This window comes from Halarchaeum rubridurum, from assembly GCF_014647115.1.
Classification (GTDB): Archaea; Halobacteriota; Halobacteria; order Halobacteriales; family Halobacteriaceae; genus Halarchaeum; species Halarchaeum rubridurum.
The window spans coordinates 29,459-51,475 of record NZ_BMOO01000004.1 but is presented as its reverse complement, the minus strand read 5'-3'; the positions used below and the strand labels follow the sequence as shown (position 1 = coordinate 51,475).

General features: G+C 69.1%; 22 protein-coding genes. 11 read left to right on the top strand and 11 right to left on the bottom strand.

The window, feature by feature from the left end; genetic code table 11:
• Positions 1 to 10: 10 nt before the first annotated feature.
• On the top strand, positions 11 to 784 hold the full coding sequence (locus IEX84_RS09060; RefSeq protein WP_188872098.1) for a helix-hairpin-helix domain-containing protein: 774 nt from the start codon (positions 11 to 13) through the stop codon (positions 782 to 784).
• A complete protein-coding gene (locus tag IEX84_RS09055) occupies positions 784 to 1,224 on the top strand; it encodes a Rieske (2Fe-2S) protein (RefSeq protein WP_188872096.1) in 441 nt (146 codons plus the stop codon). Before IEX84_RS09060 ends, IEX84_RS09055 begins: the two co-directional genes overlap by 1 nt.
• Here the strand turns inward: IEX84_RS09055 and IEX84_RS09050 are convergent.
• Positions 1,221 to 1,511, bottom strand: a complete 291-nt coding sequence (locus IEX84_RS09050; RefSeq protein WP_188872094.1) for a transcriptional regulator — start codon at positions 1,509 to 1,511, stop codon at positions 1,221 to 1,223. The two genes, IEX84_RS09055 and IEX84_RS09050, sit on opposite strands and share 4 nt — an antisense overlap.
• A 93-nt stretch (positions 1,512 to 1,604) precedes the next feature.
• Between IEX84_RS09050 and IEX84_RS09045 the strand changes: the two genes are divergently transcribed.
• Entirely contained in the window at positions 1,605 to 2,579 is a 975-nt protein-coding gene (locus IEX84_RS09045) for a sugar phosphate nucleotidyltransferase (protein ID WP_188872092.1), read from the top strand.
• Position 2,580: 1 nt separating this feature from the next.
• Here the strand turns inward: IEX84_RS09045 and IEX84_RS09040 are convergent, their stop codons facing one another.
• The 5 genes from IEX84_RS09040 to IEX84_RS09020 all read right to left on the bottom strand — a co-directional run bounded on the left by IEX84_RS09040 (position 2,581) and on the right by IEX84_RS09020 (position 7,881).
• Positions 2,581 to 3,648, bottom strand: coding sequence for a PAS domain S-box protein (locus tag IEX84_RS09040; RefSeq protein ID WP_188872090.1), 1,068 nt, complete (start codon positions 3,646 to 3,648; stop codon positions 2,581 to 2,583).
• An 84-nt stretch (positions 3,649 to 3,732) separates the two neighbouring features.
• Complete coding sequence (locus IEX84_RS09035; protein ID WP_188872088.1) at positions 3,733 to 4,497, bottom strand: diphthine--ammonia ligase; 765 nt, start codon at positions 4,495 to 4,497, stop codon at positions 3,733 to 3,735.
• 43 nt (positions 4,498 to 4,540) lie between these two features.
• Positions 4,541 to 5,668, bottom strand: coding sequence for a DUF373 family protein (locus IEX84_RS09030; RefSeq protein WP_188872086.1), 1,128 nt, complete (start codon positions 5,666 to 5,668; stop codon positions 4,541 to 4,543).
• A 106-nt stretch (positions 5,669 to 5,774) separates the two neighbouring features.
• Entirely contained in the window at positions 5,775 to 6,776 is a 1,002-nt protein-coding gene (gene sppA, locus IEX84_RS09025) for a signal peptide peptidase SppA (RefSeq protein WP_188872084.1), read from the bottom strand.
• A 205-nt stretch (positions 6,777 to 6,981) separates the two neighbouring features.
• Complete coding sequence (locus IEX84_RS09020) at positions 6,982 to 7,881, bottom strand: coiled-coil protein (protein ID WP_188872082.1); 900 nt, start codon at positions 7,879 to 7,881, stop codon at positions 6,982 to 6,984.
• 279 nt (positions 7,882 to 8,160) lie between these two features.
• Between IEX84_RS09020 and IEX84_RS09015 the strand changes: the two genes are divergently transcribed.
• Together IEX84_RS09015 and IEX84_RS09010 are read left to right on the top strand one after the other, a co-directional pair.
• On the top strand, positions 8,161 to 8,577 hold the full coding sequence (locus tag IEX84_RS09015) for a DUF371 domain-containing protein (RefSeq protein WP_188872080.1): 417 nt from the start codon (positions 8,161 to 8,163) through the stop codon (positions 8,575 to 8,577).
• Positions 8,578 to 8,782: 205 nt separating this feature from the next.
• The gene (locus IEX84_RS09010; RefSeq protein ID WP_188872078.1) at positions 8,783 to 9,076 is read left to right on the top strand and encodes a hypothetical protein; all 294 of its coding nucleotides are present in this window, start codon (positions 8,783 to 8,785) and stop codon (positions 9,074 to 9,076) included.
• Between the two features lie 233 nt (positions 9,077 to 9,309).
• Here the strand turns inward: IEX84_RS09010 and IEX84_RS09005 are convergent, their stop codons facing one another.
• Positions 9,310 to 9,636 carry a winged helix-turn-helix transcriptional regulator gene (locus IEX84_RS09005; RefSeq protein ID WP_188872076.1) on the bottom strand — a complete coding sequence of 109 codons (327 nt, stop codon included), beginning with the start codon at positions 9,634 to 9,636 and terminating at the stop codon, positions 9,310 to 9,312.
• Between the two features lie 135 nt (positions 9,637 to 9,771).
• Here IEX84_RS09005 and IEX84_RS09000 point away from each other — a divergent pair, with 135 nt between their 5' ends.
• The 3 genes from IEX84_RS09000 (at position 9,772) to IEX84_RS08990 (ending at position 11,754) form a co-directional block, all read left to right on the top strand.
• Positions 9,772 to 10,194, top strand: a complete 423-nt coding sequence (locus tag IEX84_RS09000) for a DoxX family protein (protein WP_188872074.1) — start codon at positions 9,772 to 9,774, stop codon at positions 10,192 to 10,194.
• Complete coding sequence (locus IEX84_RS08995) at positions 10,195 to 10,839, top strand: alpha/beta hydrolase (protein ID WP_188872072.1); 645 nt, start codon at positions 10,195 to 10,197, stop codon at positions 10,837 to 10,839.
• Between the two features lie 63 nt (positions 10,840 to 10,902).
• Positions 10,903 to 11,754 carry an endonuclease III domain-containing protein gene (locus tag IEX84_RS08990; protein WP_188872070.1) on the top strand — a complete coding sequence of 284 codons (852 nt, stop codon included), beginning with the start codon at positions 10,903 to 10,905 and terminating at the stop codon, positions 11,752 to 11,754.
• On the opposite strand, the gene IEX84_RS08985 is transcribed toward IEX84_RS08990, so the two are convergent.
• The 3 genes from IEX84_RS08985 to IEX84_RS08975 form a co-directional block, all read right to left on the bottom strand.
• On the bottom strand, positions 11,751 to 12,248 hold the full coding sequence (locus tag IEX84_RS08985; protein ID WP_188872068.1) for a DUF7332 family protein: 498 nt from the start codon (positions 12,246 to 12,248) through the stop codon (positions 11,751 to 11,753). The two genes, IEX84_RS08990 and IEX84_RS08985, sit on opposite strands and share 4 nt — an antisense overlap.
• 81 nt (positions 12,249 to 12,329) lie before the next feature.
• Complete coding sequence (locus IEX84_RS08980) at positions 12,330 to 12,713, bottom strand: methylglyoxal synthase (RefSeq protein ID WP_188872066.1); 384 nt, start codon at positions 12,711 to 12,713, stop codon at positions 12,330 to 12,332.
• Positions 12,714 to 12,879: 166 nt separating this feature from the next.
• Positions 12,880 to 14,799 (bottom strand): beta-CASP ribonuclease aCPSF1, encoded by a 1,920-nt coding sequence (locus IEX84_RS08975; RefSeq protein WP_188872064.1) that lies wholly within the window; start codon positions 14,797 to 14,799, stop codon positions 12,880 to 12,882.
• 242 nt (positions 14,800 to 15,041) lie between these two features.
• On the opposite strand from IEX84_RS08975, the gene IEX84_RS08970 reads away from it, so the two are divergent.
• Positions 15,042 to 15,521: a hypothetical protein gene (locus tag IEX84_RS08970; protein ID WP_188872062.1), complete on the top strand. Its 480-nt coding sequence runs from the start codon at positions 15,042 to 15,044 to the stop codon at positions 15,519 to 15,521.
• A 94-nt stretch (positions 15,522 to 15,615) separates the two neighbouring features.
• On the opposite strand, the gene IEX84_RS08965 is transcribed toward IEX84_RS08970, so the two are convergent.
• On the bottom strand, positions 15,616 to 15,768 hold the full coding sequence (locus IEX84_RS08965) for a hypothetical protein (RefSeq protein WP_188872060.1): 153 nt from the start codon (positions 15,766 to 15,768) through the stop codon (positions 15,616 to 15,618).
• Between the two features lie 101 nt (positions 15,769 to 15,869).
• Between IEX84_RS08965 and proS the strand changes: the two genes are divergently transcribed.
• Together proS and gltB are read left to right on the top strand one after the other, a co-directional pair.
• The gene (gene proS, locus IEX84_RS08960; RefSeq protein ID WP_188872058.1) at positions 15,870 to 17,375 is read left to right on the top strand and encodes a proline--tRNA ligase; all 1,506 of its coding nucleotides are present in this window, start codon (positions 15,870 to 15,872) and stop codon (positions 17,373 to 17,375) included.
• A gap of 129 nt (positions 17,376 to 17,504) precedes the next feature.
• Positions 17,505 to 21,989, top strand: a complete 4,485-nt coding sequence (gltB, locus tag IEX84_RS08955; RefSeq protein WP_188872056.1) for a glutamate synthase large subunit — start codon at positions 17,505 to 17,507, stop codon at positions 21,987 to 21,989.
• Positions 21,990 to 22,017: the final 28 nt, after the last annotated feature.

Below are 22,017 nucleotides of genomic sequence, written 5' to 3'. Positions count from 1 at the left end.
ACCCGGGTGTATGAGCCTCATCTCGAAACTCAAGACGCTGCTCGGACTCGGCTCCGGCGGGTCCGGACGGGGGCACGACGCCACCGTCACCGACGACCGTGACGGCGTCGACGAACCGCCGGCCGCGGCGACGGACGCGACGGCGTCCACGGAGTCGCTCGTCGAGGAGTCCGTCGAGGAGGGCGACCCCGCTTCGCCCGCCGAGGCCGCCGAACCCGCGGAGGCCGCCGGCCCCGGCGCGGACGACGTGACGACCGACGTCGACGACGTTGATCCGACCGAGGACGTGGCGGAGAGTGCGGACAGCGAGGCCGAGGGTGCGAGTTCCCAAAGCGAGGTCGAGAGCGACGCCGGTACCGAGAAATCCGAGAGCGTGGACAGCAAGGACGAAGACGAGGACGGGGACCCGTCCGCCGCGGCGACCGACGCGGCGGCGTCCACCGAATCGCTCGTCGACGACGCCGTCGAGGAGGCCGAACCCGCCTCGCCCGCGGACGCCGCCGAACCCGCGGAGGCCGCGGGGCCGAGCGAGGCCGACATGGAGACCGACGTCGACGACGTCGAACCCGACGACACCGACGACGTCCCCGACACCGAGGGCGCGGAATCCGTCGAGATAATCTCGGGCGTCGGCCCCGCGTACGCCGAGCGCCTCGCTGACGCCGGCGTCGAGACCGTCGCGGACCTCGCCGACGCGGACGTCGCGGACCTCGCCGACGAGACCGGCCTCTCGCCCAAGCGCATCCGCCGCTGGGTGGACGACGCGGCCGACCGCCTCGACTGATGGCGGCGGGCACCCGACTCGCGGCTCTCGACGACGTCCCGCCCGAGTCGACGCTGCTCGTCACGCTCCGGAACGCCGCGGGCGAGGAGGTCGAGTTCGTCCTCGTGCGCGTCGGCGGCGGGGATGTCGCGGCGTGGCGCAACGTCTGTCCCCACTGGACGGACGTCCGCTTCGACGCGGGCGACGGCGCGACGGTCCGGAACGACGAACTCGTCTGCAAGAAACACGGCGCGACCTTCGACTGCGACAGCGGCTACTGCGACTTCGGGCCGCCCGAGGGCGCGACGCTCGACGCGGCCGACGTCGCGGTCGCCGACGGGGCCGTCCACCTCGTCGACGACGACTACGACGTCGTCCGCGTCGGCGAGAGCGAGCGTGCGACCGGCGCCGACGCCGACCGCGGGCGCTCGACGAACCCCGGCGAGCGCCTCGGCTTCTAGTCCTCGACGACGAACGCGGGTTCCTCGATGCCCTCGTGTTTGCACTCCGGACAGCGCGAGGGGAGGTTCAGCGGGTCGTCGAACCCCGAGAAGCCGCACTCCCGACACTCGGGCGGGCGTACGAGCAACTCCTCGTCGGCGGCGCTCCGAACGGACTGTGCGACGTGCTCGACGTGCCCGAGCGCCGCGTGCGGCGTCACCTCGAACGCCTCCGCGAGCGAACTCGGCGTCTCCGGGCCCTCGCGGAGCGCGTCGGCGATGCGCTCTCGCGTCGTCCGTGACTCCATACCTCCACTGGGGCGTCTCGCGATTTAGCGCTAGCGGTGCGTACACCCCGGAAGAGCAAAAAGGACTTACCGAGCGCGGTGGTCGGTGCGCGTATGAAAGCCGTCGTGCTGGCGGGCGGGTACGCGACGAGGCTCTGGCCCATCACGAAGAACCGCCCGAAGATGTTCCTCCCCGTCGGGGACTCAACGGTCATCGACCGGATATTCGGCGAGCTGGAGGCCGACGACCGAATCGACGAGGTGTACGTCTCGACGAACGAGCGCTTCGCCGAGGACTTCCGCGAGCACCTCGCCGACTCGGCGTACGAGAAGCCGACGCTCTCCATCGAGGACACGAGCGAGGAGGACGAGAAGTTCGGCGTCGTCGGCGCGCTCGCCCAGCTCTTCGAGCGCGAGAACGTCGCGGACGACACGCTCGTCATCGCCGGCGACAACCTCATCAGCTTCGACGTCGCTGACTTCCTCGACTTCTTCGAGTCGAAGGAGACGCCGACGCTCGCCGCCTACGACGTCGGGAGCTACGAGCGCGCGAAGTCCTACGGGCTCGTCGACCTCGACGGCGACGAGGTCGTCGACTTCCAGGAGAAACCCGACGACCCGAAGAGCACGCTCGTCTCCATCGCCTGCTACGCCTTCCCCGAGGACGTCGTGCCGCTCTTCGACGAGTATCTCGCGGCCGGCGAGAACCCCGACGAACCCGGGTGGTTCATCCAGTGGCTCCAGGCCCGGACCGGCGTCCACGCCTACACCTTCGAGGGCGCGTGGTTCGACATCGGGACGCCCGAGTCCTACCTCGACGCCGTCGCGTGGACCCTCGACGGCGACTCGCTCGTCGACGACGACGCCACCGTCGAGAACACCGTCGTCGGCGACGACGTCCACGTCATGGGCGGCGCGGAGGTCTTCGACTCCAGCCTCGACCGCGCCGTCGTCTTCCCGGACGCCACCCTCTACGAGTGCGACGTCCGCAACTCCATCATCGACCGCGACACCCGCCTCGAAAACATCGACTTCTCGGGCGCGCTCGTCGGCGCGCACACGCACATCACGAACGACGACGGCGAGTAGCTCACTCCTTCTCGACCAGCGTCACGTCGTGGAACTCGACTCGCGCGCCGCCCCCGACGGCGTCCGCGAGGCGCATCTCCCACCCGTGCTCGGACGCGACCGTCCCGACTATGTGGAGGCCGTAGTGGCCCCCGACGGGGCCCTCACCCGTCACCGACTTCGCCTTCACGCCGTCGTCGAACCCGGGGCCGTCGTCGGCGACGTAGAACCCGGAGCCGTCGTCGAGAACACCGACGCGGACCGCGACGTCGTCGCCGCCGTGCTCCACCGCGTTGCGAAAGAGGTTCTCGAAGAGTTGCCTGAGCCGGCTCCGACTCGCCCGCACCTGCCACGCGCCGTCCGGGAGCGTCAGCGTCGCGTTCCGCGTCGCCACCGTGTCCCACGCCGCGCGCGCACTCGCGTGCAACAGGAGCGTGTCGGGCGTCCGCGCCTCCCCCTCGTCGCGGGCGCGCGCCAGCATGTCCTCGATTATCGCGTCGATCCGGTCGAGCGACTTGTCGACGGTGTCGAAGAACTCCTCGCGCTCCGCGGCGTCCTCCGCGTGTCGCCCGAGCGCCAGCTGTGCCTTCGCCACCTGCAACGGGTTGCGCAGGTCGTGCGAGAGCACGTCCGCGAACTCCTCCAGTTCGGCCTTCTGCTCGCGGAGCGCCGCCTCCCGGTGTTTGCGCTCGGTGATGTCCGTGAACATCCCCGTGAACACCTGCTCGCCGTCGTACTCGTGCGTGCGGATACTCACGGAGACGGGAACCTCGTGGCCGTCCTTGTGGAGCGCCGGGAACTCGGCCCCGTCCCAGTCGATGTGTTTCTCGCCCGTCTCCACGAACGCGTCCAGCCCGCTCTGGTGCGCCGAGCGCAGGCGCTCCGGGATTATCGTCATCTTCGAACTCCCGACCAACTCCTCGGGCGTGTAGCCGAGGATGCGCTCGATTGCCGGGTTGGCGAACAACACGACGCTGTCCGTGTCGATTGTCAGAATCCCCTGTGAGCTGTTCTCAACGAGCACCCGAAGGAACTCCGACTCCTCGCGGAGCGATCCCCCGGCCCGAACGAAATCCGCGACGTCCCCCATACGGACGTACTCGGGGCACCGGCTGTTAATGGTTTCCGGCCTCACTCGTCCCCGCTGGAACCGCCCCGCACCGCCGTCGAACGCTCAGACGAGTCGCGCGTCGGTAATCTCGACGTGGCCGCGGTTCCCCTCCCAGACGGTGTCGTACGCCAGCTCGATGGGGCGCTCCATGTGTGGGCCGTCGGTGACGAAGGTCTCGAACTCCCCGCCCTCGCCGAGCGGATGGACGCCGTACTCGTCGTTGAGCGCGTCGAGTTCGTCGAGCGCGTCGTGGTCGAGCGTTCGGCCCAGCCACGACTCGTCGAGGCCGTACGCGGCGACTTGGAGGATCGTGATTTCGAAACCCGCCTCGAGCATCGCCTCGCCGAGTTCGCGGGGGTCCTCCTCCCACAGGGGCGCGAACACCTCACAGCCGAGGCGGTCGGCCATCGCCTCGATGCGCGAGGTTTGGAACTCGCTCTCGATTGCGCCCGCGGTGACGCCCGCGAGCCCTCCCTCCAGGTCGTCGGCGAGGTCGCGCAGCGCGCGCTCCAGCGGTTCGAGCTCGGCGTCGCCCTGCGCGCCCGCGTCCACGGCGTTCGGCGCGTCGAAGTCGTCGGGTTCGACGTTCACGTGCTCGATACCGATGCTCTCGGCGGCGAGGCTCGTGAGGCGCGTCGCCGGCACGTGGTACATGTAGGAGTCCTCGCTCGGGTGGACGGTGAGCAGGTGCGTGACGTTCATCCCCGCTCGCAGGGCCTCGTAGAGCGCCCAACTGGAGTCCTTTCCGCCGGAGAACAGCGCCACCCACTCGCCGTCGGCCGCCTCGCTCCCCCGCCCGTCGCCGCCGTTCGCGTCGCCGTCGCTCATACGCTCCCGTACGCCCCGACGGCTAAAGGTCCCGCGCTCCGGCCTACGGCGTCTCGTCGCGCCCGCGGCCGTCGGCGGTGAGCCGACTCGACACCCGGATGCCGACGAGACTGACGAGGACGCCGAGCAACACGTACGCCGTGAGGCGCTCCTCGGGGGAGAGGACGCTCGCGGCGACGAGCGGGAGCGCGGGCGTGTGTACGGGCGCGATGACGCCCGCCTGCTCGACGAAGTACGCGCTGAACCCCCGAACGACGAGGCCGACCGAGACCGCGCCGAAGGGGAGGTTGAGGTAGGAGGCGCGCACCCCCTCCTCGCGGATGAACTCGTCGGTGAGCCGGCCGGTCGCGCCCGCGAGCGCGGCGAGCGCGAGCCACGGCACGCTGTGGTAGACGAACGCCATCGCGGCGACGAACGCGCCGGCGTCGCCGAGCCCGGAGACGCCGAGCGCGCCCGCGAACGCCCCGACGAGCGTCAACCCGGCCGCGATGACGTAGGTGACGATGGAGACGCGCCCCGAGTAGAGCGCCTCGCGGGCCTGCGAGGAGACGGCTCCGAGGCGCTCGTCGACGCTCAGGCCCTTATAGAGGAGGAACGCGCCGATGACGGCCGTGATGGAGGCGATGGCGAGCGCGAGGCTCCCCGTGACCGTGAGGAGGACGGGGAAGACGAGGAGGACGACCCCGAGGGGGACGAGGACGCTCTCGCGCAGCTCCTCGTCCGCGAGGAACTGCTTCAGGAGGTAGTACGTGCTCTCGATGTCGCGGGCCTGCCGGACGACGACGCGGTCGACGGCGTCCACGGGGACGCGGCTCTCCACGAGCGGGACGACGCCCTCGTCGCCCGCGGTGTCGATGACGACCACCGCGGTGTCCGGGTCGTGCGCGGCGACGAGTTCGTCGAGTTGGGCGGCGAGCGCGCGGTCCGCCCCGACCGCGGTGTCCGCCGCGCCGGAGACGACCGCGACGACCGCCTCGTCGCCGCCGTCCTCGACGTCCGCGCCGACGCGCAGCGCCTCCAGGAGGCAGTTGACGGTGGAGTCCTCCGGGTCGCGGTACCCGAGGTCGACGACCAGGGACTCGACGGCGTCCCGGCCGACGACCGGCAGCGCCACTTCCGTCGACCGCGCGACGTCGCCCGCGCGGTCGACACACACGACCAACGTACGCATCGAACGTTCCGTTCCTCGCGCGCGCCGCGTAAAAAGACTCACACTCGCGCGCCGCTCGCGCCCTCGGCGTCGCCGGCCCCGTGCGCTCGACGCGCGAAACCGCGCGTCAGCGCAGGCGGAACTCGGCGTCGTCGTCGCCCGCGAGCGCGTCCGCGACGCCCGCCCCCGCGGCCCGTGCGAGCGCGCGTCCACCGCCCTGGAGCCGTCGGAACAGGCCGGGCGACGCGTGGAACGCCTCCACCGTCACCTCGTGACCCAGCTCGTCCGCGAGCGTCTCCTCCGCGTCGCGCGCCGTCCCGAGCTCGTCGACGAGGCCGCGCGTTTCGGCCTCCCCGCCGAGGAAGACGCGCGCCTCCGTCTCCCGGACGGTCTCGGGGTCAAGGCCGCGGCCCTCCGCGACGCGCTCGACGAAGTCGTCGTAGTAGTCGTCGACGATCCCCTGGAGGTAGTCGCGGTCGTCCGCGTCGAGCTCCTTGAGGGGTTGGCCGGCGTCCTTGTACTTCCCCGCGGCGAAGCGCTCGTAGGAGACGCCGAGCTCCTCGGCGAGCTCCGCCGCGTTCACCGTCGAGCCGATGACGCCGATGCTCCCGACGAGGCTCCCCTCGCGGGCGAACAGCCGGTCGCACGCCGACGCGATCCAGTAGCCGCCGCTCGCGCACTGGTCGGTCGCGTAGGCGACCACGGGCCCCTCGAAGCGCTCCACGGCGAGCCGGATGTCGTCGCTCGGGACGATTTCGCCCCCCGGGGTGTTCAGCTCCACGAGCAGCCCCTCCACGTTCGGGTCGTCGTCCGCCCGCTCTATCTGCTCGACGACGGCGTCGGCGGGCGGCGTCACCACCCCGCCCGTCACCCCGCCCGTGTTCCCGTCGCGGGTGATCGGCCCCTCGACCGCGACCTCCGCGACGTCGTACGCGGCGAGCCACCGCCGACCGATTCGAGCCGCCGCCCGCGCGGTCGCGACCCCGAGCGCGAGGACGAGCACGACGCCGAGCAGGTCGGCGACGTCGCCCGGCACCCGCACGAAGACCGTCCAGCCGACGACGAGCGCGACGAGCACGGCGACGACGACGAGCCCGAACCGCCCCAGTCGCTTCCCGAAGGTGTCCATACCGCGTTCGGGGTGCGCGAGTCACCTAAACGCACGGGTCACGGTCGCGTACGCGTCGTCACGTTACCTGTTGTCGGACGGCGTCGCGCTCCACTCACCGGGTGGCGCGGCACGCTCGGCCCGCCGTCACGTAGCGCGGCGCGTGGTAGCCACTCGCCGGGTGGAAAACAAGAGAAAACGGGGAAAGACTGCGTCGATGCCGGACTTACAGCAGGCCGGACTTCTGGAGCTTGCGGAGGTCCTCGGTGTCGACCGTCTCGCCCTCCTTGAACCGCTCGTAAATCTCCTCGGCCTCCTCGCGGGCCTCCTCCTGCTTCGCGGCGCGCTCGTCCTTGCGCTCCTCTTCTTCCTGCTTGTCGAGTTCGCGCAGGCGCTTCTGGACGCGGACGAAGGCCTCGTGGTGGGCGTCGGCGGACTCCTGGGCCTCGACGAAGCTCTCGTGCATCTCGTCGGCCTCGTCGCGGATATCGTCGGCCTCCCGATAGGCCTCGATCATCTGGTTGTGGTGCTGCTGAGCCTCGTCAGCGAGCTCCGTGACCTTCTCGTGGTGGTTCGAGGCCTCGGCGCGGACCTCCTCGGCCTCGTCGACGAGGTCTTCGAGGTCGTCGTTGTCCTCGAGGGTCTCCTTGCGCTTCTGGTACTCCTCGCGCTTGTTCTCGATCTTCTCGATGAGCTCGCGCTCGTCCTCGGGGGAGAGGACCTCGGTCTGCTGTTTGAACTCCAGCTGCTCGATGTCCTCCTTGAGCTCGTCGAGGTCCTTGCCCTCGTCGAGTTCGAGGTCGCCCTTGCGCTCGTCGACCTTGTCGAAGAGCTCGTTGGCCTTCGCGTTCAGCTCGTTGCGCTGCTCCTTGTGCTCCTGGACGCGCTCGTTGAGCTCGTCGCGCTTCTCGCGGTGCTCCTGGGCCTCGTCGACCTTCTCGCGCGTCTTGGCGTTGAGGTCGTCGCGGTCGGAGGCGCGCGAAGAAGCGAGTTGATTGAGTTCGTTACGTCGGTCGCGGAACTGACCCGCCTTCTTGATGAGCTGCCCCTTGGACTTCTCCTGGAGCTCTTCGTCGGTGATCAGTTCGTCCGCGTCGGATACTTCGAGAGTTGCTTCCTCTACCATTGTTTGATCCTCGGTTCCATACCGCCGGAGCGTCGCGCACGGCGACCGCTCGTGGTGTCCTGTTGCCCGTCGTAAGGAGAGCGTCGGTTCATTCTCGAACGGTGCTGACGAACGCCCGCGGCGTTCTGGTACTCCCACGTATGGGTTTCCCGCACTTAAAATTTCCGCTGTCTGAGGTGTTGTAAACAGCTAGCACACCGCGCGTACGTGGCAGCCTCGCCGGTCCGCGCCGCGGCCGAACGGACGGACTGAAATACGCCCCGCGGGCTACTCCGGGACATGCACCGCGAGGTCGTCCGCGCGCACGGGCACGAGAACGTCACCGCCGCGCACGCGAGTACGTTCGAAGTCACGACCGACGACTACCTCACGCCCGCCGGCGACTGCATCCTCGCCGTCGAGGCCGACCGCGCCCCCGCCGACTTCGACGAGGCGTTCGTCGCCGCCGTGAGCGACGCCGACGCGACCGTCACCGCGACGCTCGAAGCCCACGGCCACGAGGTCTCCGTCGAAGGTCGCGGCGACCCCGCCCTCACCTACGCGAGCGAGCGCTCCATGGTCGGGCGCACGAGCGACTACGTCGACGACCGGACAGTCATGCTCGACGCCGAATACGCCGCCGACGGGTTCGACGACGCCCTCGTCGCCGCCCTCGCCGACGGCGCCGAGGCGACGTTCACCCTCACCGTCGAGTAGAACCCTGTTTTTCCGGGTCGGGTTTCCTCGCTCGCTTCGCTCGCTGTGGGGACCCCTCCCCGCAAAAACACGGGTGAAAAAAGCACGAATCGGAGATTCGCGTCGAAACTCGCGCCGACCGGCGCGAGTACGATAGACCGCAGACCGCCCCGACTATGTTAGATACAGTCGAACAATTTACTTGGTCAAACATCTGTTAGTACGTGTGAACACAGTTCGCCGGATATTGTTTCGTGAGCCAGATGGACGGCGGAAGGGGCTCCTCTTCTCACTCTTCTCCGTCATTTGCCTCCTCTGCTGGGCGTATTTCGCCATTGTGCTCGACGGCCCTCACAATATGCTCTTTTTGGGTATCGCGTTCGCGTTCACCGGGATAGCCGAATCTCTTCCGCCGACCCGACAGCGTTCAGCAGGAGTGCTTCGAATAGTTGGCCTCGGTGTCCTCATCGTCTTTCTCGGCCTCCTCATACTGGCTCCAGAGGTAATCTGGGCTGAGTGAGTGGAGTCTGTCTTGAGAAGTACGCACACCCACCTAGCGGACGTTCTACCGCGAGAACGCTGGGTCAAACTACGGAGTTAGCGTCCGGCGACCGAGTGGCTCGGAGAGCCCGGACGGTCGCCGGTTCACTCGCCGTAGGCGAGGCGCGAGCGCGACCAACGGGAGCGCGACGCGCTTTTGGTCGAGCTTTTACCGAGCGCGGCGAAGCCGCGCGCAGAGTAAACGGTCGTGCGTTAGAGCCACTCGTCCGCCCACGCCTCTATCTCGTCGAAGACGGGGCAGAGCGCGCCGCCCTTCTCCGTGAGAGCGTAGTAGGTGGCGATGGGGGCGTCCTCCTCGACGCGCCGGGAGACGAGGCCGGCGTCGCCGAGGTCGTCGAGGACGCGCGAGAGCGTGCGGGCGTTCGCGCCGGTGGCGCGTTTGAGTTCGTTGAACCGTTTCTCGCCGTCCTGGAGGGCGTAGAGGACGATGAGTCGCCACTGCGAGCCGATCAACTCCAGGGAGTCGACGGCCGCGCAGGCCTCCTCGTTCTCGACCTCGACCTCGGAACCTACTGACACGGGTGTCACCTACTTACGTGTACGTTCGCGTGCGAATAAGTAGTTCGCCACCGTATCAGGTGACGTGATGCAACCAGTGTGCGACACCGCGGCGGACCGAACGACGACCAGCGGCCGGACGGGAGGTGCGCTCTGATGGCGGTCGCGAACACGCCGCTCGCCGGCGAGGTCTTCCTCCTCGCGCGGCTCTGTTTCGGCCTCACGCTGGCCTACATGGGGCTCAACCACTTCCGCGCGACCGACTACATGGCGGGCTACGCGGAGTCGAAGGGCGTCCCCGCGCCGACGGCGGGGGTCCTCGTCTCCGGCGGGATGCTCGTCCTCGGCGGCCTCGCCATCGTCGTCGGCGCGTTCCCGGTGCTCGCGGCGGGCGCGCTCGCCGTCTTCCTGCTCGTCTCCGCCGTCACGATTCACGACTACTGGGCCGCACCGGAGGACCAGCGCAGCGACGAGCAGACGGCGTTCCTGAAGAACGTCGGGCTCGCGGGCGGCGCGCTCTGCTTCCTCGCGCTCGGCGGCGTCGACTGGCAGTACGCGCTCAACGTCGGGTTGTTCTAGATGGCGGCGAACGACCCCCACGCGGACGCCGGGTTCGCCACCGCGGGTCCCGACCCCGCGGACGCCGACGTCGGCGTGGTGCTGATTCACGGCCGCGGTGCGACCGCGGGGAGCGTCCTCGGGCTCGCCGACGAGTTCGAGCGCGACGACGTCGCGTGCGTCGCCCCGCAGGCCGCGAACCGGACGTGGTACCCGAACCCGTTCACCGCGCCGACCGAATCGAACCAACCGCACCTCGACTCCGCGCTCGGGGTCGTCGAGCGCGCCGTCGGGACGCTGACGGACGCCGGAATCGCGTATCGAAACGTCCTCCTGCTGGGGTTCTCGCAGGGGGCGTGTCTCACGACCGAGTACGCCGCGCGGAACGCCCGGCGCTACGGCGGCGTCGTCGCCCTCTCCGGGGGGCTCATAGGCGAGACCATCGAGCGCGAGCGCTACGGTGGCGACTTCGATGGGACGCCCGCCTTCGTCGGCTGCAGCGATTCCGACCCCCACATTCCGGAGTCGCGCGTCCACGAGACGACCGACGTCCTCGACGACCTCGGGGCGGCCGTCGACGAGCGCCTCTACCCGGACGCGCCTCACGGCATCTTCGCGGACGAGGTCGACGCCGTGAACGACCTCGTGGCCGGCCTCGGTGACTGAGGGCCGCGAGTACCCGCGGCCGTGGCCGGTACGTACGTGTATCCCCCGCTCGTTTCGGCGGGTATGAGCGACGACGAGCCGACCCGGAACATCTCGGGCGGCGACGCGGGCGGCGGCGCGGCCGCGGCCTTCGACGCGAGCGAAGACCCGGACGCGCCGCTCGTCGAGCGCGTCGTCGACCGCCTCGGCGAACGCTACTGGCAGAAGACCTACGGTGGACAGGACGCCTTCGAGTGTCTCGTCCGCACCGTCCTCTCGCAGAACACCTCCGATACGGCGAGCCAGCCCGCCCACGACGCCCTGATGGCGCGCTACGGCCCCGAACCCGCCGATGACGCCGACGTCGACGCCGACGACGACCTCGCTGCGGCGCTCGCGGACGCCCACCAGCCGGACCTCGCGGAGACTATCAGTTCGGCGGGCCTCTACAACCGGAAGTCGGAGACGCTCGTCCGCCTCGCCGAGCGCGTGCTGGACGAGTACGGCGGGGCGGCCGGCTTCGACGCGTTCGTCAAGCGGGAGGACCCCGACGACGTCCGCGACGCGCTCCTCGACATGAAGGGCGTCGGGCCGAAGACGGCCGACTGCGTCCTCCTCTTCGCGGGCGGGCGCGACGGCGTCTTCCCCGTGGACACCCACGTCCACCGGATCGCGCGCCGGATGGGGTTCGCGCCGCCCGACGCCGACCACGAGGCGGTACGGGAAGCTATCGAGCGCGACCTCCCCGCGGAGAAGTGCGGCTTCGGCCACACGGCGATGATCCAGTTCGGACGGGACTTCTGCAGCGCCCGGAAACCCGCGTGCCTCGACGACCCGGAGGCCTGCCCGATGGCCGACTGCTGCGCGCAGGTCGGCGTCTACCCCGACACGGGGGAGGTGGTCGACCCGGCGGACGCGACCGACACGGCCGACTAAGCGCCCGCGTTCGAGTGGCCGCTCGCGTTCGACGCGCCCCCATCACCCCAACTGCACTCCGCCTCCTCGACGCCCTCGATGCCGGCGTCACTCGAACTGTGTCCGAAGTCGTTCCCGGTCAGCGCCGAGAACATCGGGAACTGGAAGCGGTAATCGTAGACGACCGCGAACGAGTCGAAGGGATTCGAGACGAACCGCCCGGGATTCTGCACGCCGTCGAAGACGACGCCCGTCCGGAGCGCGAGTATCGTCGACCCGTTCAGCTTCCCGTACATCTCGACGCCGACGCCGCCGCGCGTCATGAGGTGCTCGAACAGCGACGTGTGGACGACGCCGTCGATGGTGACGCCCCGACTCTCGTTGCCCATCCCGAGTTCGTGGCCGGGTTCGTCGAAGCAGACTTGATTCGCCCCGCCGGGCCGGTCCGTCGCCGCGGGGGTGCCGGTCGGTTGGGCGAGTGCACCCGCGGGTGCGAGGACCACCAGAACGCTCAACGCGATCAGAACGTGACGGGACGAGAACACACCGGTAGTTGTGACAGGAGCCCTTTAACCACGTTGGCCGTCCCGGGTGCTTTACCCGTCCGCCCCGACCTCGGCGGCGAGGCCGTCGATGACGTGCTCCGCCGACGCGAGGTTCGTCGCCAGCGGGACGTCGTGGACGTCGCAGATGCGCAACAGCGCCGAGATGTCGGGCTCGTGGGGCTGGGCGGTCAACACGTCGCGGATGAAGATTATCGCCTCACACGTCCCTTCGGCGACCTCCGCACCGATCATCATGTCCCCGCCGTACGGCCCCGAGGCCTTCCGCTCGACCTCCAGATCCGTCTCTTCCATGATCCGCTTCCCCGTCGTCCCCGTCCCGATGAGGTCGAACTGCGCCAGGCGCTCCTCGTGGGTCTGCGCGAAGTCGATGAGGGCCGGTTTCTTCTCGTCGTGCGCGATGAGCGCGATACGCATACCGACACTCCGGGGGGTGGGAGTAAGAAGCTAGTGTCCACGTCGGCTCCTTCCCGGCCGTCGCGGCGAGTGAGCGGAGGCGCCTCGCTCCGGCCGAGGAACGGGGCCACGCTCGCTCGGGCGGTACCGGCACGCCCGAAGGCCGTTCGCGGCGCGAACGGTCGGGCTACAGGAAGCGGAACGTTTCGAGGTTCTTCGGAGCGAACGTCCGCATGTTGTAGTCGTGGTAGAGGGCGCTGGAGAGGTCCTGCGTGGAGCGCTCGTCGCCGTGCACGCAGAGGACCTTCTCGGGGCGCGGGTTCATCGTGCGCACGAAGTTCTCGAGGCCTTGCCGGTCGGCGTGGCCGGAGAAGCCGTCGACGGTGGCGACGTCCATGTTGAGCTGAAGGTGCTGGGTCCGACCACCGGAACCGCCCATGGGAATCTCGTCCCAGCCGCTCTGGATGCGCCGACCCATCGTCCCCTGGGCCTGGTAGCCGACGAAGATCATCTGGTTGTCCTCCTGGGGCCCGAGGTGTTCGAGCCAGGACATGATGGGGCCGCCGGTGACCATCCCGGAGGTGGAGAGGACGATACACTCCTCACCCTCGGCGACGTCCATGCGTTCGTCCTCGCCGCCGTCGATGTGGTTGAACTGCTCGGCGAGGAACGGGTTCTCGTCCTCGTGGAAGATGCGGTCGCGGAGGTCGTCGCGGAGGTACTCGGGGTAGGTGGTGTGAATCGCGGTGGCCTCCCATATCATCCCGTCGAGGTGGATAGGCATGGTCGGAATCTTGTCGTTGCGCATCGCCTCTTCCAGGACGAGCATGAGCTCCTGGGAGCGCCCGACGGCGAACGCCGGAATCACCACTTTCCCGCCGCGCTCGTAGGTCTCGTTGATGACTTCGAGGAGCTTGCGCTCCGAGTCCTCCTGGTCGGTCTGGTAGTCGTTCCGGCCACCGTACGTGGATTCGAGGACGAGCGTCTCGACGCGCGGGAAGTCGTTGACGGCGCCGTTGAACAGGCGAGTGTCCTCGTAGTGGATGTCGCCGCTGAACGCGACGTTGTAGAGGCCGTCGCCGATGTGGAAGTGCGTGACGGCGCTCCCGAGGATGTGGCCGGCGTTGTGGAAGGTGAGCTTGACGTCCGGCGCGATGTCCGTGACGTCGCCGTAGTCGAGCGTGATGCAGTGTTTGATGGCCTCTCGGACCATCTCTGAGTCGTAGGGCGGCGTTCGGCCCTCCTTGGCGGCGACGTCGAGGTAGTCGAGCGTCAGGAGCCCCATCAGGTCCCGAGTGGGTTCCGTGCAGTAGATCGGGCCGTCGTAGCCGTACTTGAAGAGCAGCGGGATGAACGCGGAGTGGTCGAGGTGCGCGTGGGTGAGGACGACGGCGTCGATGGTGTTCGCGCCGGCGCCGAGCGCCTCCGAGACCTGCAGATAGGGCACCTCGTCCTCGCTGCCGGGCTTGTCCCCACAGTCGATGAGGACGCGCGTTTCGGGCGTCGAGAGGATGAAGCTCGCGCGCCCGACCTCGCGACAGCAGCCGAGCGTCGTGATGCGGACGTACTCGTCGTCCGACATCTCCTCGCGGTGAATCTGTCGCCCGACTTTTTCCAATATATCGCGGCGGTCGTCGCGCTCGGTCTTCAGGAAGTTCCGGACGTTCCGGACGGTGGAGGACTCGATGGGCGGCGTGCGGACGACCTCGGGGGTCCAGCCCGCGCGCTGGGTGATTTCGCGGAGCGTCGAGCCGTGGCGTCCGATGACCATGCCCGGCTTCGAGGCCTCGATGACGACCTCGCCGGTGTCCTCGTGGAAGTCGAGGTCGGTGACGCCGGCGTCCTCGGGGACGACGTCCATTATCTCCTCGCGGGCCTCGCGGGGCGGGGAGAGGACGTCCGGGTCGGGCCGGACGGTGATGCGCTTGCGGAGCTGGGAGGCGAGCCGACGGATGAGGTCGCCGTTCTCCGCGAACTTCTTCGGGTCGCGGGTGTAGACGACGAGTTCGGGACCCTCGTACTTGACCTCGGTAACCGAGATGTCCGGTGGCACTTCGTCCGCAATCGTCTGCTGTAGTTCTTCGAGTTGCGTGTCTACGGAGCTCATAGTGAACCTGGCGGGCTTCGTCGGGGCGTCACGGCACGAGCGCGCGGACGGGACGCACCGTCCGCACGTCCCGTGCTCGGTGACTGGCCGAGAGATGTCATCGTAGTGAGTGCGGTCGACCCACGGGTGTCGCCCGTGGGTCCCGCGGGAGCAGTCGTGAAAACCCGCTTGCCCGGGTCTATACCCGTGCGGTTATAAAACACCTTCGCAAGGTAGACGGTCGCCGCCCCGGGAGGTGTCCCATGGACGTGACACCGACGACGGTTCGCGCGGAACACGAGCGCCTCCGCGAGCGCGCCGACGCGGTCGTTCCGGTCGTGAACGCCGTCCGCGCGGACCTCGGGGCGGCGTTCGACACCGAGGTGCCGGGTATCGACGAGACGGACTACCGGGACGCCATCGACGCGGTCTTCGCGGACGGCGACCGGGCGGTCAACGTCACCGGCCTCGCCATGTGCCTGCGCGAACTCGACGTCGCGGACGACTACCCGGGGTTCGTCGTGGACGAACTGCTCGGGCGCGAACTCGCGGCGACGCTCGCGGGCGAGCAGCCCCTCCGACTGCTCGCGGAGGCGACGTTCCACTACGCGGACGTGACGGCGGTCGCGGACACGCCGGGCCGCGCGGGTCTCGACGACCTCGACGCGGCGCTCGCGGCGGGCGTGCAGACGCGGCTCCCCGGGTGGGCGTGGCGCGAGCGCGAGAACCCCTTCGAGCCGTAGCGACGACCGCGTCGCCGGGACCTACCGTTCCCGGCGCGCGGGAAGAATGACCAGACCAGTGACCGACACCGATGCGACCGCGGCGAGCGCCCCCTCAGTCGCTTCCGATGGAGAGCTCGGTGTCCTCGGGCACGAACGGCTCCGAGGGCTCGTCGTCCTCGCGGAGCGCTCGATACATCTCGCGCTCGCGACGCTGCTGGCGCTTGCCCATGCCCTTCCGTTCGCGGCCGCGTTTCGTATCTCCCATTACATCGTGGTATGGGTCCGCATACCACTTAACTCTATCCCCCGTCCGGTCGGCGGGCCCCTTCAGGAGATTTAAGGCCGCAGTCGGCCTCGAAACCGACAATGAGCGAGGACCAGGAGCTCGGCATCACCGAGCAAAAGGAGTACAACCCCGGCGAGTGGTACGCCGAGGTCGTCGAGAAGGCCGAACTGGCGAGTTACGCCCCCGAGGGGATGGGTGGCTTCATCGTCACGCGCCCGCGCGGGTACAGCCTCTGGGAGAGCGTCCAGGACAACCTCGATCAGTGGTTCGACGAGACGGGCGTCGAGAACGCCTACTTCCCGCTGTTCATCCCCGAGGATTACCTCGAACGCGAGAAGGACGTCGTCGAGGGGTTCGACCCCGAGGTCGCGTGGGTGACCCACGGCGGCCACGACGAACTAGAAGAGCGCCTCGCCGTCCGGCCGACCTCCGAGTCCATCATCGCGCCCTACATGGCCCAGTGGGTGCGCTCGCACCGCGACCTGCCCATGCGGCTCAATCAGTGGTGTAGCGTCGTCCGCTGGGAGGCGACGGAGACGAAACCGTTCTTCCGCACGAAGGAGTTCCTCTGGCAGGAGGGCCACACGGCCCACGAGGACGAGGCGGGCGCGTGGGAGGAGACCCTGACGCGCCTCGATCAGTACCAGCGACTCTACGAGGACGTCTTCGCCATGCCCGTGATGCGCGGCGCGAAGCCGGACCACGACAAGTTCCCGGGGGCGGACACGACGACGACGGTCGAGGCCCTGATGCCGGACGGGAAGTCCGTGCAGGGCGCGACGTCGCACAACCTCGGGCAGTCCTTCGCGGAGGCCTTCGACCTCACCTACAGCGACGAGGACGAGGAGGAGCGCGTCGCGCACACGACCTCGTGGGGGCTCTCGTGGCGCGCGCTCGGCGCGCTCATCATGACGCACTCGGACGATCAGGGCCTCGTCCTGCCGCCGACGGTCGCGCCCGAGCAGGTCGTCATCGTCCCGATCTGGCAGGAGGACACGAAAGAGGAGGTCCTCCAGTACTCGGCGGAGATCGCGGCGGAACTCGAAGAGGCGGGGGTCCGCGTCCACCTCGACGACCGCGACGAGCGCAACCCCGGCTTCAAGTACAACGAGTGGGAGCTGAAGGGCGTCCCCCTCCGCCTGGAAATCGGCCCGAACGAGGTCGCGGACGCGGAGGTCACGGCCGTCCACCGCCCCGACGGCGAGCAGACGACGACGGAGCGCGACACGCTCGTCGCGGACGTCGAGGACCACCTCGATACGGTCTACGCGAAACTCTACGCCGCCGCCGAGGAGAACCTGGAGGAGAACGTCCGGGAGGCGGAGAGCCCCGAGGACATCATGGGAACCATCGGCCAACACGGCGGCTACGTCCGCACGCCGTGGTGCGGCGACGAGGCCTGCGAGGCGGCCATCAAGGAGAAGGTCCACGCGGAGATCGTCGCCGTCCCGCTCGACGAGTCGGCCGTCGAGGGCGACCACCGCGACAACGCCCACCGCGCGGAGGCCATCCACGGCGAGGACGACGAGTGTACGGTCTGCGGCGACGACGCGGTCGAGACGGCCTACTTCGCCCGCTCGTACTGACGCGACGCGCCCCGTTTCTCGTTATTGATTGTGAAGGGGTCGGCCTTATATTGTCTAAGGCTGTGGTTATATGTCCTAAGGTGCTGATGGAAGGTGTTTTATGCGCCGATGCGTGTCTTACAGTCACATATGACTGAGCACGACGCACGGAGCGGCGGCCGGCGCCTCGCGGACCCGGCCGAGGCACGCTCGAACTGCGGCGTCGGGGTCGTCATGGACCTCGACGGTGAGGGCGGCCACGACGTCGTTTCCGACGGTCTCGACCTTCTGGCGAACCTCGAACACCGCGGCACGACCGGCGCGGAGAAGAAGACCGGCGACGGGGCCGGCATCCTCGTTCAGATACCCGACGACTTCTTCGCCGACGAGATCGATGACCTGCCCGAGCAGTACGCCGTCGGGTCGTTCTTCCTCCCGCAGGACGCCGACGAGCGCGCCGACAGCAAGGACGCCGTCGCCGAGGCCCTCGACGAGCACGGCCTCGACGTCGTCGCCTGGCGCGACGTCCCGACCGACAACGCCGACCTCGGGCAGACGGCCCTCGACTCCGAACCCCACGTCGCCCAGCTCGTCGTCACCCCCGCCGACTACATGGACGACGACGACTTCGACCGCGCGCTCTACGTCGGCCGACGCGCCGTCGAGAAGGCCGTCGACCACGAGCGCTTCTACGTCTGTTCGCTCGACCGACAGACCCTCGTCTACAAGGGCCTCCTGAAGGGCGACCAGGTCCGCGACTACTACCTCGACCTGCAGGACGAGCGTCTCGCCTCGACGTTCGTCCTCGTGCACGCTCGCTTCTCCACGAACACCCTCGGCGCGTGGCACCTCGCACACCCCTATCGGAACATCGTCCACAACGGCGAGTTCAACACCATCAAGGGCAACGTCAACTGGATGCGCGCCCGCGAGTCCGACGTCGAGAGCGAGCGCTTCAGCGACGAGGAACTCGACACGGTCCGGCCGGTCATCCCCGACCCCGACCAGTCCGACACCGCGAGCGTCGACAACGCCCTCGAACTCCTGATGCAAGGCGGGCGCGACCTCCCCCACGCCCTCCGGATGCTTATCCCGGAGGCCTGGGAGGGCGACGACGCGATGGACGACGAGCGCCAGGAGTGGTACGACTACCACGCCTCGCTCATCGAGCCGTGGGACGGCCCCGCGCTCGTCGTCGGCACCGACGGTGACCGCGTCGGCGCGGCCCTCGACCGAAACGGCCTCCGGCCGTGTCGCTACGAGGTCACCACGGACAACACGCTCGTCATGGGCAGCGAGGCGGGCGCCATCGAGACGCCCGCGGCCGAGGTGGCCGAGCGCGGCCGCCTCCAGCCCGGCCAGCTCTTCGTCGCCGACCCCGCCGAGGGGCGCGTCATCCCCGACGAGGAGGTCTTCGACGACCTCACCGACGAGAAGTACGGCGAGTGGGTCGACGCCGAGCAGACCCACTACGAGGGGCACGCCGAGAACCCGCTCCCGAGCGGTGACGGCGACGCGCTGCGCGCCCGCCAGGCCGCCTTCGGCTACACGCACGACGAGCTGAACGAGGTCCTCGAACCGATGCTCGACGCCGGGAAGGACCCCGTCGGCTCGATGGGCGACGACACGCCGCTGGCGGTGCTCTCGAAGTTCAACATCCCGCTGTTCAGCTACTTCCGCCAGATGTTCGCGCAGGTGACGAACCCGCCCATCGACTACATCCGCGAGGACGTCGTCACCTCCCTCCAGACCCGACTGGGCCGCGAACGCAACCTCCTCGACGAGACGCCCGCGCACGCGAACCAGGTCGTCCTCGACTCCCCGGTCCTCACGGACAACGACCTCGCGCGCGTCCGCGACACCGACGTCCCGGACGTCACGGTCGACATCACCTACGACCCCGAGACGGACCTCGAAGACGCCGTCGAGGACGTCCGGGCGGAGGTCGAGGCCGCGATCCGCGACGGCGCGGAGATCGTCGTGCTCTCCGACCGCGACGTCGGGCGCGACCGGCTCGCGGTCCCGAGCCTGCTGGCGACGAGCGCCGTCCACCACCACCTCGTCCGCGAGGGCCTGCGCACGCGCGCCGGCCTCGTCGTCGAGTCCGGCGACCCCCGGACCGTCCACCAGATATCGACGCTCGTCGGCTACGGCGCGGGCGCGGTCAACCCCTATCTCGCCATGGAGACGGTGACGGACCTCGTCGCCGGCCCGGACGGGATGGACGACGCCGAAGCCGTCGACACGTACGTCGACGCGCTCGAACAGGGCCTGCTGAAGGTGATGTCCAAGATGGGCATCTCGACGGTCGAATCCTACCGCGGCGCGCAGATATTCGAGGCGGTCGGCCTGAACGACGGGCTCGTCGACGAGTACTTCGAGGGGACGCCGAACAAGACGAGCGGCATCGGCCTCGACGAGATCGAGGACGACCTCCGCGAACGCCACCAGCAGGGGTACGGCAGCGAGGACGTCGACCTCGAACGACAGGGCGAGTTCACGAACACCTCGAACGGCCGCTTCCACCAGTGGAACCCGCAGACGGTCAACGCCCTGCAGGCCGCGGTCCGCTCGGACGACTACGAGCAGTTCGGCGAGTTCTCCGAGCTGATAGACGACCAGACCCAGCAGCTCCAGACGCTGCGCGGGCTCATCGACATCGACGGCTCGGAGCGCGACGCCGTCCCGCTCGAAGACGTCGAGCCCGCCGCGGACATCGTCGAGCGCTTCTCGACGGCCGCGATGAGCCTCGGGAGTCTGAGCCCCGAGGCCCACGAGAACAACGCGGAGGCGATGAACTCCATCGGTGCGAAGGCGAACACCGGCGAGGGCGGCGAGCCCCCGGAGCGCTTCGACACCGAGCGCGAGTGCAAGATCAAGCAGGTCGCCTCCGGGCGCTTCGGCGTCACCTCGGAGTACCTCTCCGAGGCCGAGGACCTGCAGATCAAGATGGCGCAGGGGTCCAAACCCGGTGAGGGCGGCCACCTCCCCGGCTCGAAGGTGAACGAGATGATCGCGGGCGTCCGCTACTCGACGCCCGGCGTCGGCCTCATCAGCCCGCCGCCCCAACACGACATCTACTCCATCGAGGACCTCAAGCAGCTCATCTACGACCTGCGCTCGGGCAACCCGGACGCCCGCGTGCACGTGAAGCTCGTCTCCGAGGCCGGCATCGGCACCATCGCCGCCGGCGTCGCCAAGGCGAAGGCGGACTGCATCCACATCTCCGGGCACGCCGGCGGGACGGGCGCGTCCCCGAAGACCTCGATCAAGCACGCCGGCCTCCCGTGGGAGCTCGGCCTCGCGGAGGCGAACCAGCTCCTCCGCGAGACCGGCCTGCGTTCCCGGGTCACGCTCCGCGTCGACGGCGGGCTCAAGACGGGCCGCGACGTCGCCATCGGCGCGCTCCTCGGCGCCGAGGAGTTCGCCTTCGGGACGGGCAGCCTCGTCACCTCGGGGTGCGTGATGGCCCGGCAGTGTCACGCGAACACCTGCCCGGTCGGCATCGCGACGCAGTCCGAGAAGCTCCGCGAGCGCTTCCCCGGCCAGCCCGAGCACGTCGTGAACTTCATGATGTTCGTCGCGCAGGAGCTGCGTGAGATCATGGCCGAGCTCGGCTTCACGGAGCTCGACGAGATGGTCGGGCGGACCGAGCTGCTCGACCAGCGCGACGTCGACCACCCGAAGGCCCGGACGCTCGACCTCTCGCGCGTCATCGCGGACCCCGTCGACAACGACGACCGCCACCGGACGCGCGAGCAGGACACCGACCACGACGAGCACTTCGACTGGGACGTCCTGGAGGCGGTCGGCGACGCCATCGAGGCCGGCGACTCCGTCCGCGTCGAGACCGACGTGACGAACGTCGACCGCGCGGTCGGCGGCGTGCTCTCGAACGCCGTCTCGACGGCGCACGGCGGCGACGGGCTCCCGGACGACACGGTGTCGCTCGACCTCGACGGCATCGCCGGGCAGTCCTTCGGCGCGTGGCTCGCGCAGGGCGTCACGCTCAACCTCACGGGCGCGGCGAACGACTACGTCGGCAAGGGCATGTCCGGCGGGAAGGTCGTCGTGAACACGCCCAACGAGGCCCCCTTCGACCCCGCGACGAACACCCTCATCGGGAACGTCGCGCTCTACGGCGCGACCGACGGCGAACTCTACGTCAACGGGACGGCCGGCGAGCGCTTTGGCGTCCGGAACTCCGGCGTCAAGGCCGTCGTCGAGGGCGTCGGCGACCACGGCTGCGAGTACATGACGGGCGGCGTCGTCGCCGTGCTGGGCGACGTCGGGCGCAACTTCGCGGCCGGGATGAGCGGCGGGATCGCCTACGTCTACGACCCCGACGACGAACTCGCCGAGAAGGCCAACGCCGGGATGGTCACCCTGGAAGACGACCTCTCCGATAAGGACGAGGCGATGCTCCGCCGGCTCGTGCAGAACCACGAGGCGTACACGGACTCGGACCGCGCCGCCACCCTCCTCGGCACGTGGTCGGACGCCCGCGACGACTTCGTGAAGGTCATGCCGGACGCCTACGCGGACGCCATCGCGGAGCGCCCGGAGGACGACGCGCGCAAGTCGCTCCCCGCGCCCGCGGCGAGCGAACCCGAGGCGACCGGCCGCGCGGACTAACCGCCGGCTGAAACGCGCGTTTCACCCC

Excerpts from the sequence above, each read along its gene's own strand:
- IEX84_RS09060 (WP_188872098.1), top strand. The coding sequence starts at position 11 with ATGAGCCTCATCTCGAAACTCAAGACGCTGCTCGGACTCGGCTCCGGC.
- IEX84_RS09055 (WP_188872096.1), top strand. The coding sequence starts at position 784 with ATGGCGGCGGGCACCCGACTCGCGGCTCTCGACGACGTCCCGCCCGAG.
- IEX84_RS09050 (WP_188872094.1), bottom strand. The coding sequence starts at position 1,511 with ATGGAGTCACGGACGACGCGAGAGCGCATCGCCGACGCGCTCCGCGAG.
- IEX84_RS09045 (WP_188872092.1), top strand. The coding sequence starts at position 1,605 with ATGAAAGCCGTCGTGCTGGCGGGCGGGTACGCGACGAGGCTCTGGCCC.
- IEX84_RS09040 (WP_188872090.1), bottom strand. The coding sequence starts at position 3,648 with ATGGGGGACGTCGCGGATTTCGTTCGGGCCGGGGGATCGCTCCGCGAG.
- IEX84_RS09035 (WP_188872088.1), bottom strand. The coding sequence starts at position 4,497 with ATGAGCGACGGCGACGCGAACGGCGGCGACGGGCGGGGGAGCGAGGCG.
- IEX84_RS09030 (WP_188872086.1), bottom strand. The coding sequence starts at position 5,668 with ATGCGTACGTTGGTCGTGTGTGTCGACCGCGCGGGCGACGTCGCGCGG.
- sppA (WP_188872084.1), bottom strand. The coding sequence starts at position 6,776 with ATGGACACCTTCGGGAAGCGACTGGGGCGGTTCGGGCTCGTCGTCGTC.
- IEX84_RS09020 (WP_188872082.1), bottom strand. The coding sequence starts at position 7,881 with ATGGTAGAGGAAGCAACTCTCGAAGTATCCGACGCGGACGAACTGATC.
- IEX84_RS09015 (WP_188872080.1), top strand. The coding sequence starts at position 8,161 with ATGCACCGCGAGGTCGTCCGCGCGCACGGGCACGAGAACGTCACCGCC.
- IEX84_RS09000 (WP_188872074.1), top strand. The coding sequence starts at position 9,772 with ATGGCGGTCGCGAACACGCCGCTCGCCGGCGAGGTCTTCCTCCTCGCG.
- IEX84_RS08995 (WP_188872072.1), top strand. The coding sequence starts at position 10,195 with ATGGCGGCGAACGACCCCCACGCGGACGCCGGGTTCGCCACCGCGGGT.
- IEX84_RS08990 (WP_188872070.1), top strand. The coding sequence starts at position 10,903 with ATGAGCGACGACGAGCCGACCCGGAACATCTCGGGCGGCGACGCGGGC.
- IEX84_RS08980 (WP_188872066.1), bottom strand. The coding sequence starts at position 12,713 with ATGCGTATCGCGCTCATCGCGCACGACGAGAAGAAACCGGCCCTCATC.
- IEX84_RS08975 (WP_188872064.1), bottom strand. The coding sequence starts at position 14,799 with ATGAGCTCCGTAGACACGCAACTCGAAGAACTACAGCAGACGATTGCG.
- IEX84_RS08970 (WP_188872062.1), top strand. The coding sequence starts at position 15,042 with ATGGACGTGACACCGACGACGGTTCGCGCGGAACACGAGCGCCTCCGC.
- IEX84_RS08965 (WP_188872060.1), bottom strand. The coding sequence starts at position 15,768 with ATGGGAGATACGAAACGCGGCCGCGAACGGAAGGGCATGGGCAAGCGC.
- proS (WP_188872058.1), top strand. The coding sequence starts at position 15,870 with ATGAGCGAGGACCAGGAGCTCGGCATCACCGAGCAAAAGGAGTACAAC.
- gltB (WP_188872056.1), top strand. The coding sequence starts at position 17,505 with ATGACTGAGCACGACGCACGGAGCGGCGGCCGGCGCCTCGCGGACCCG.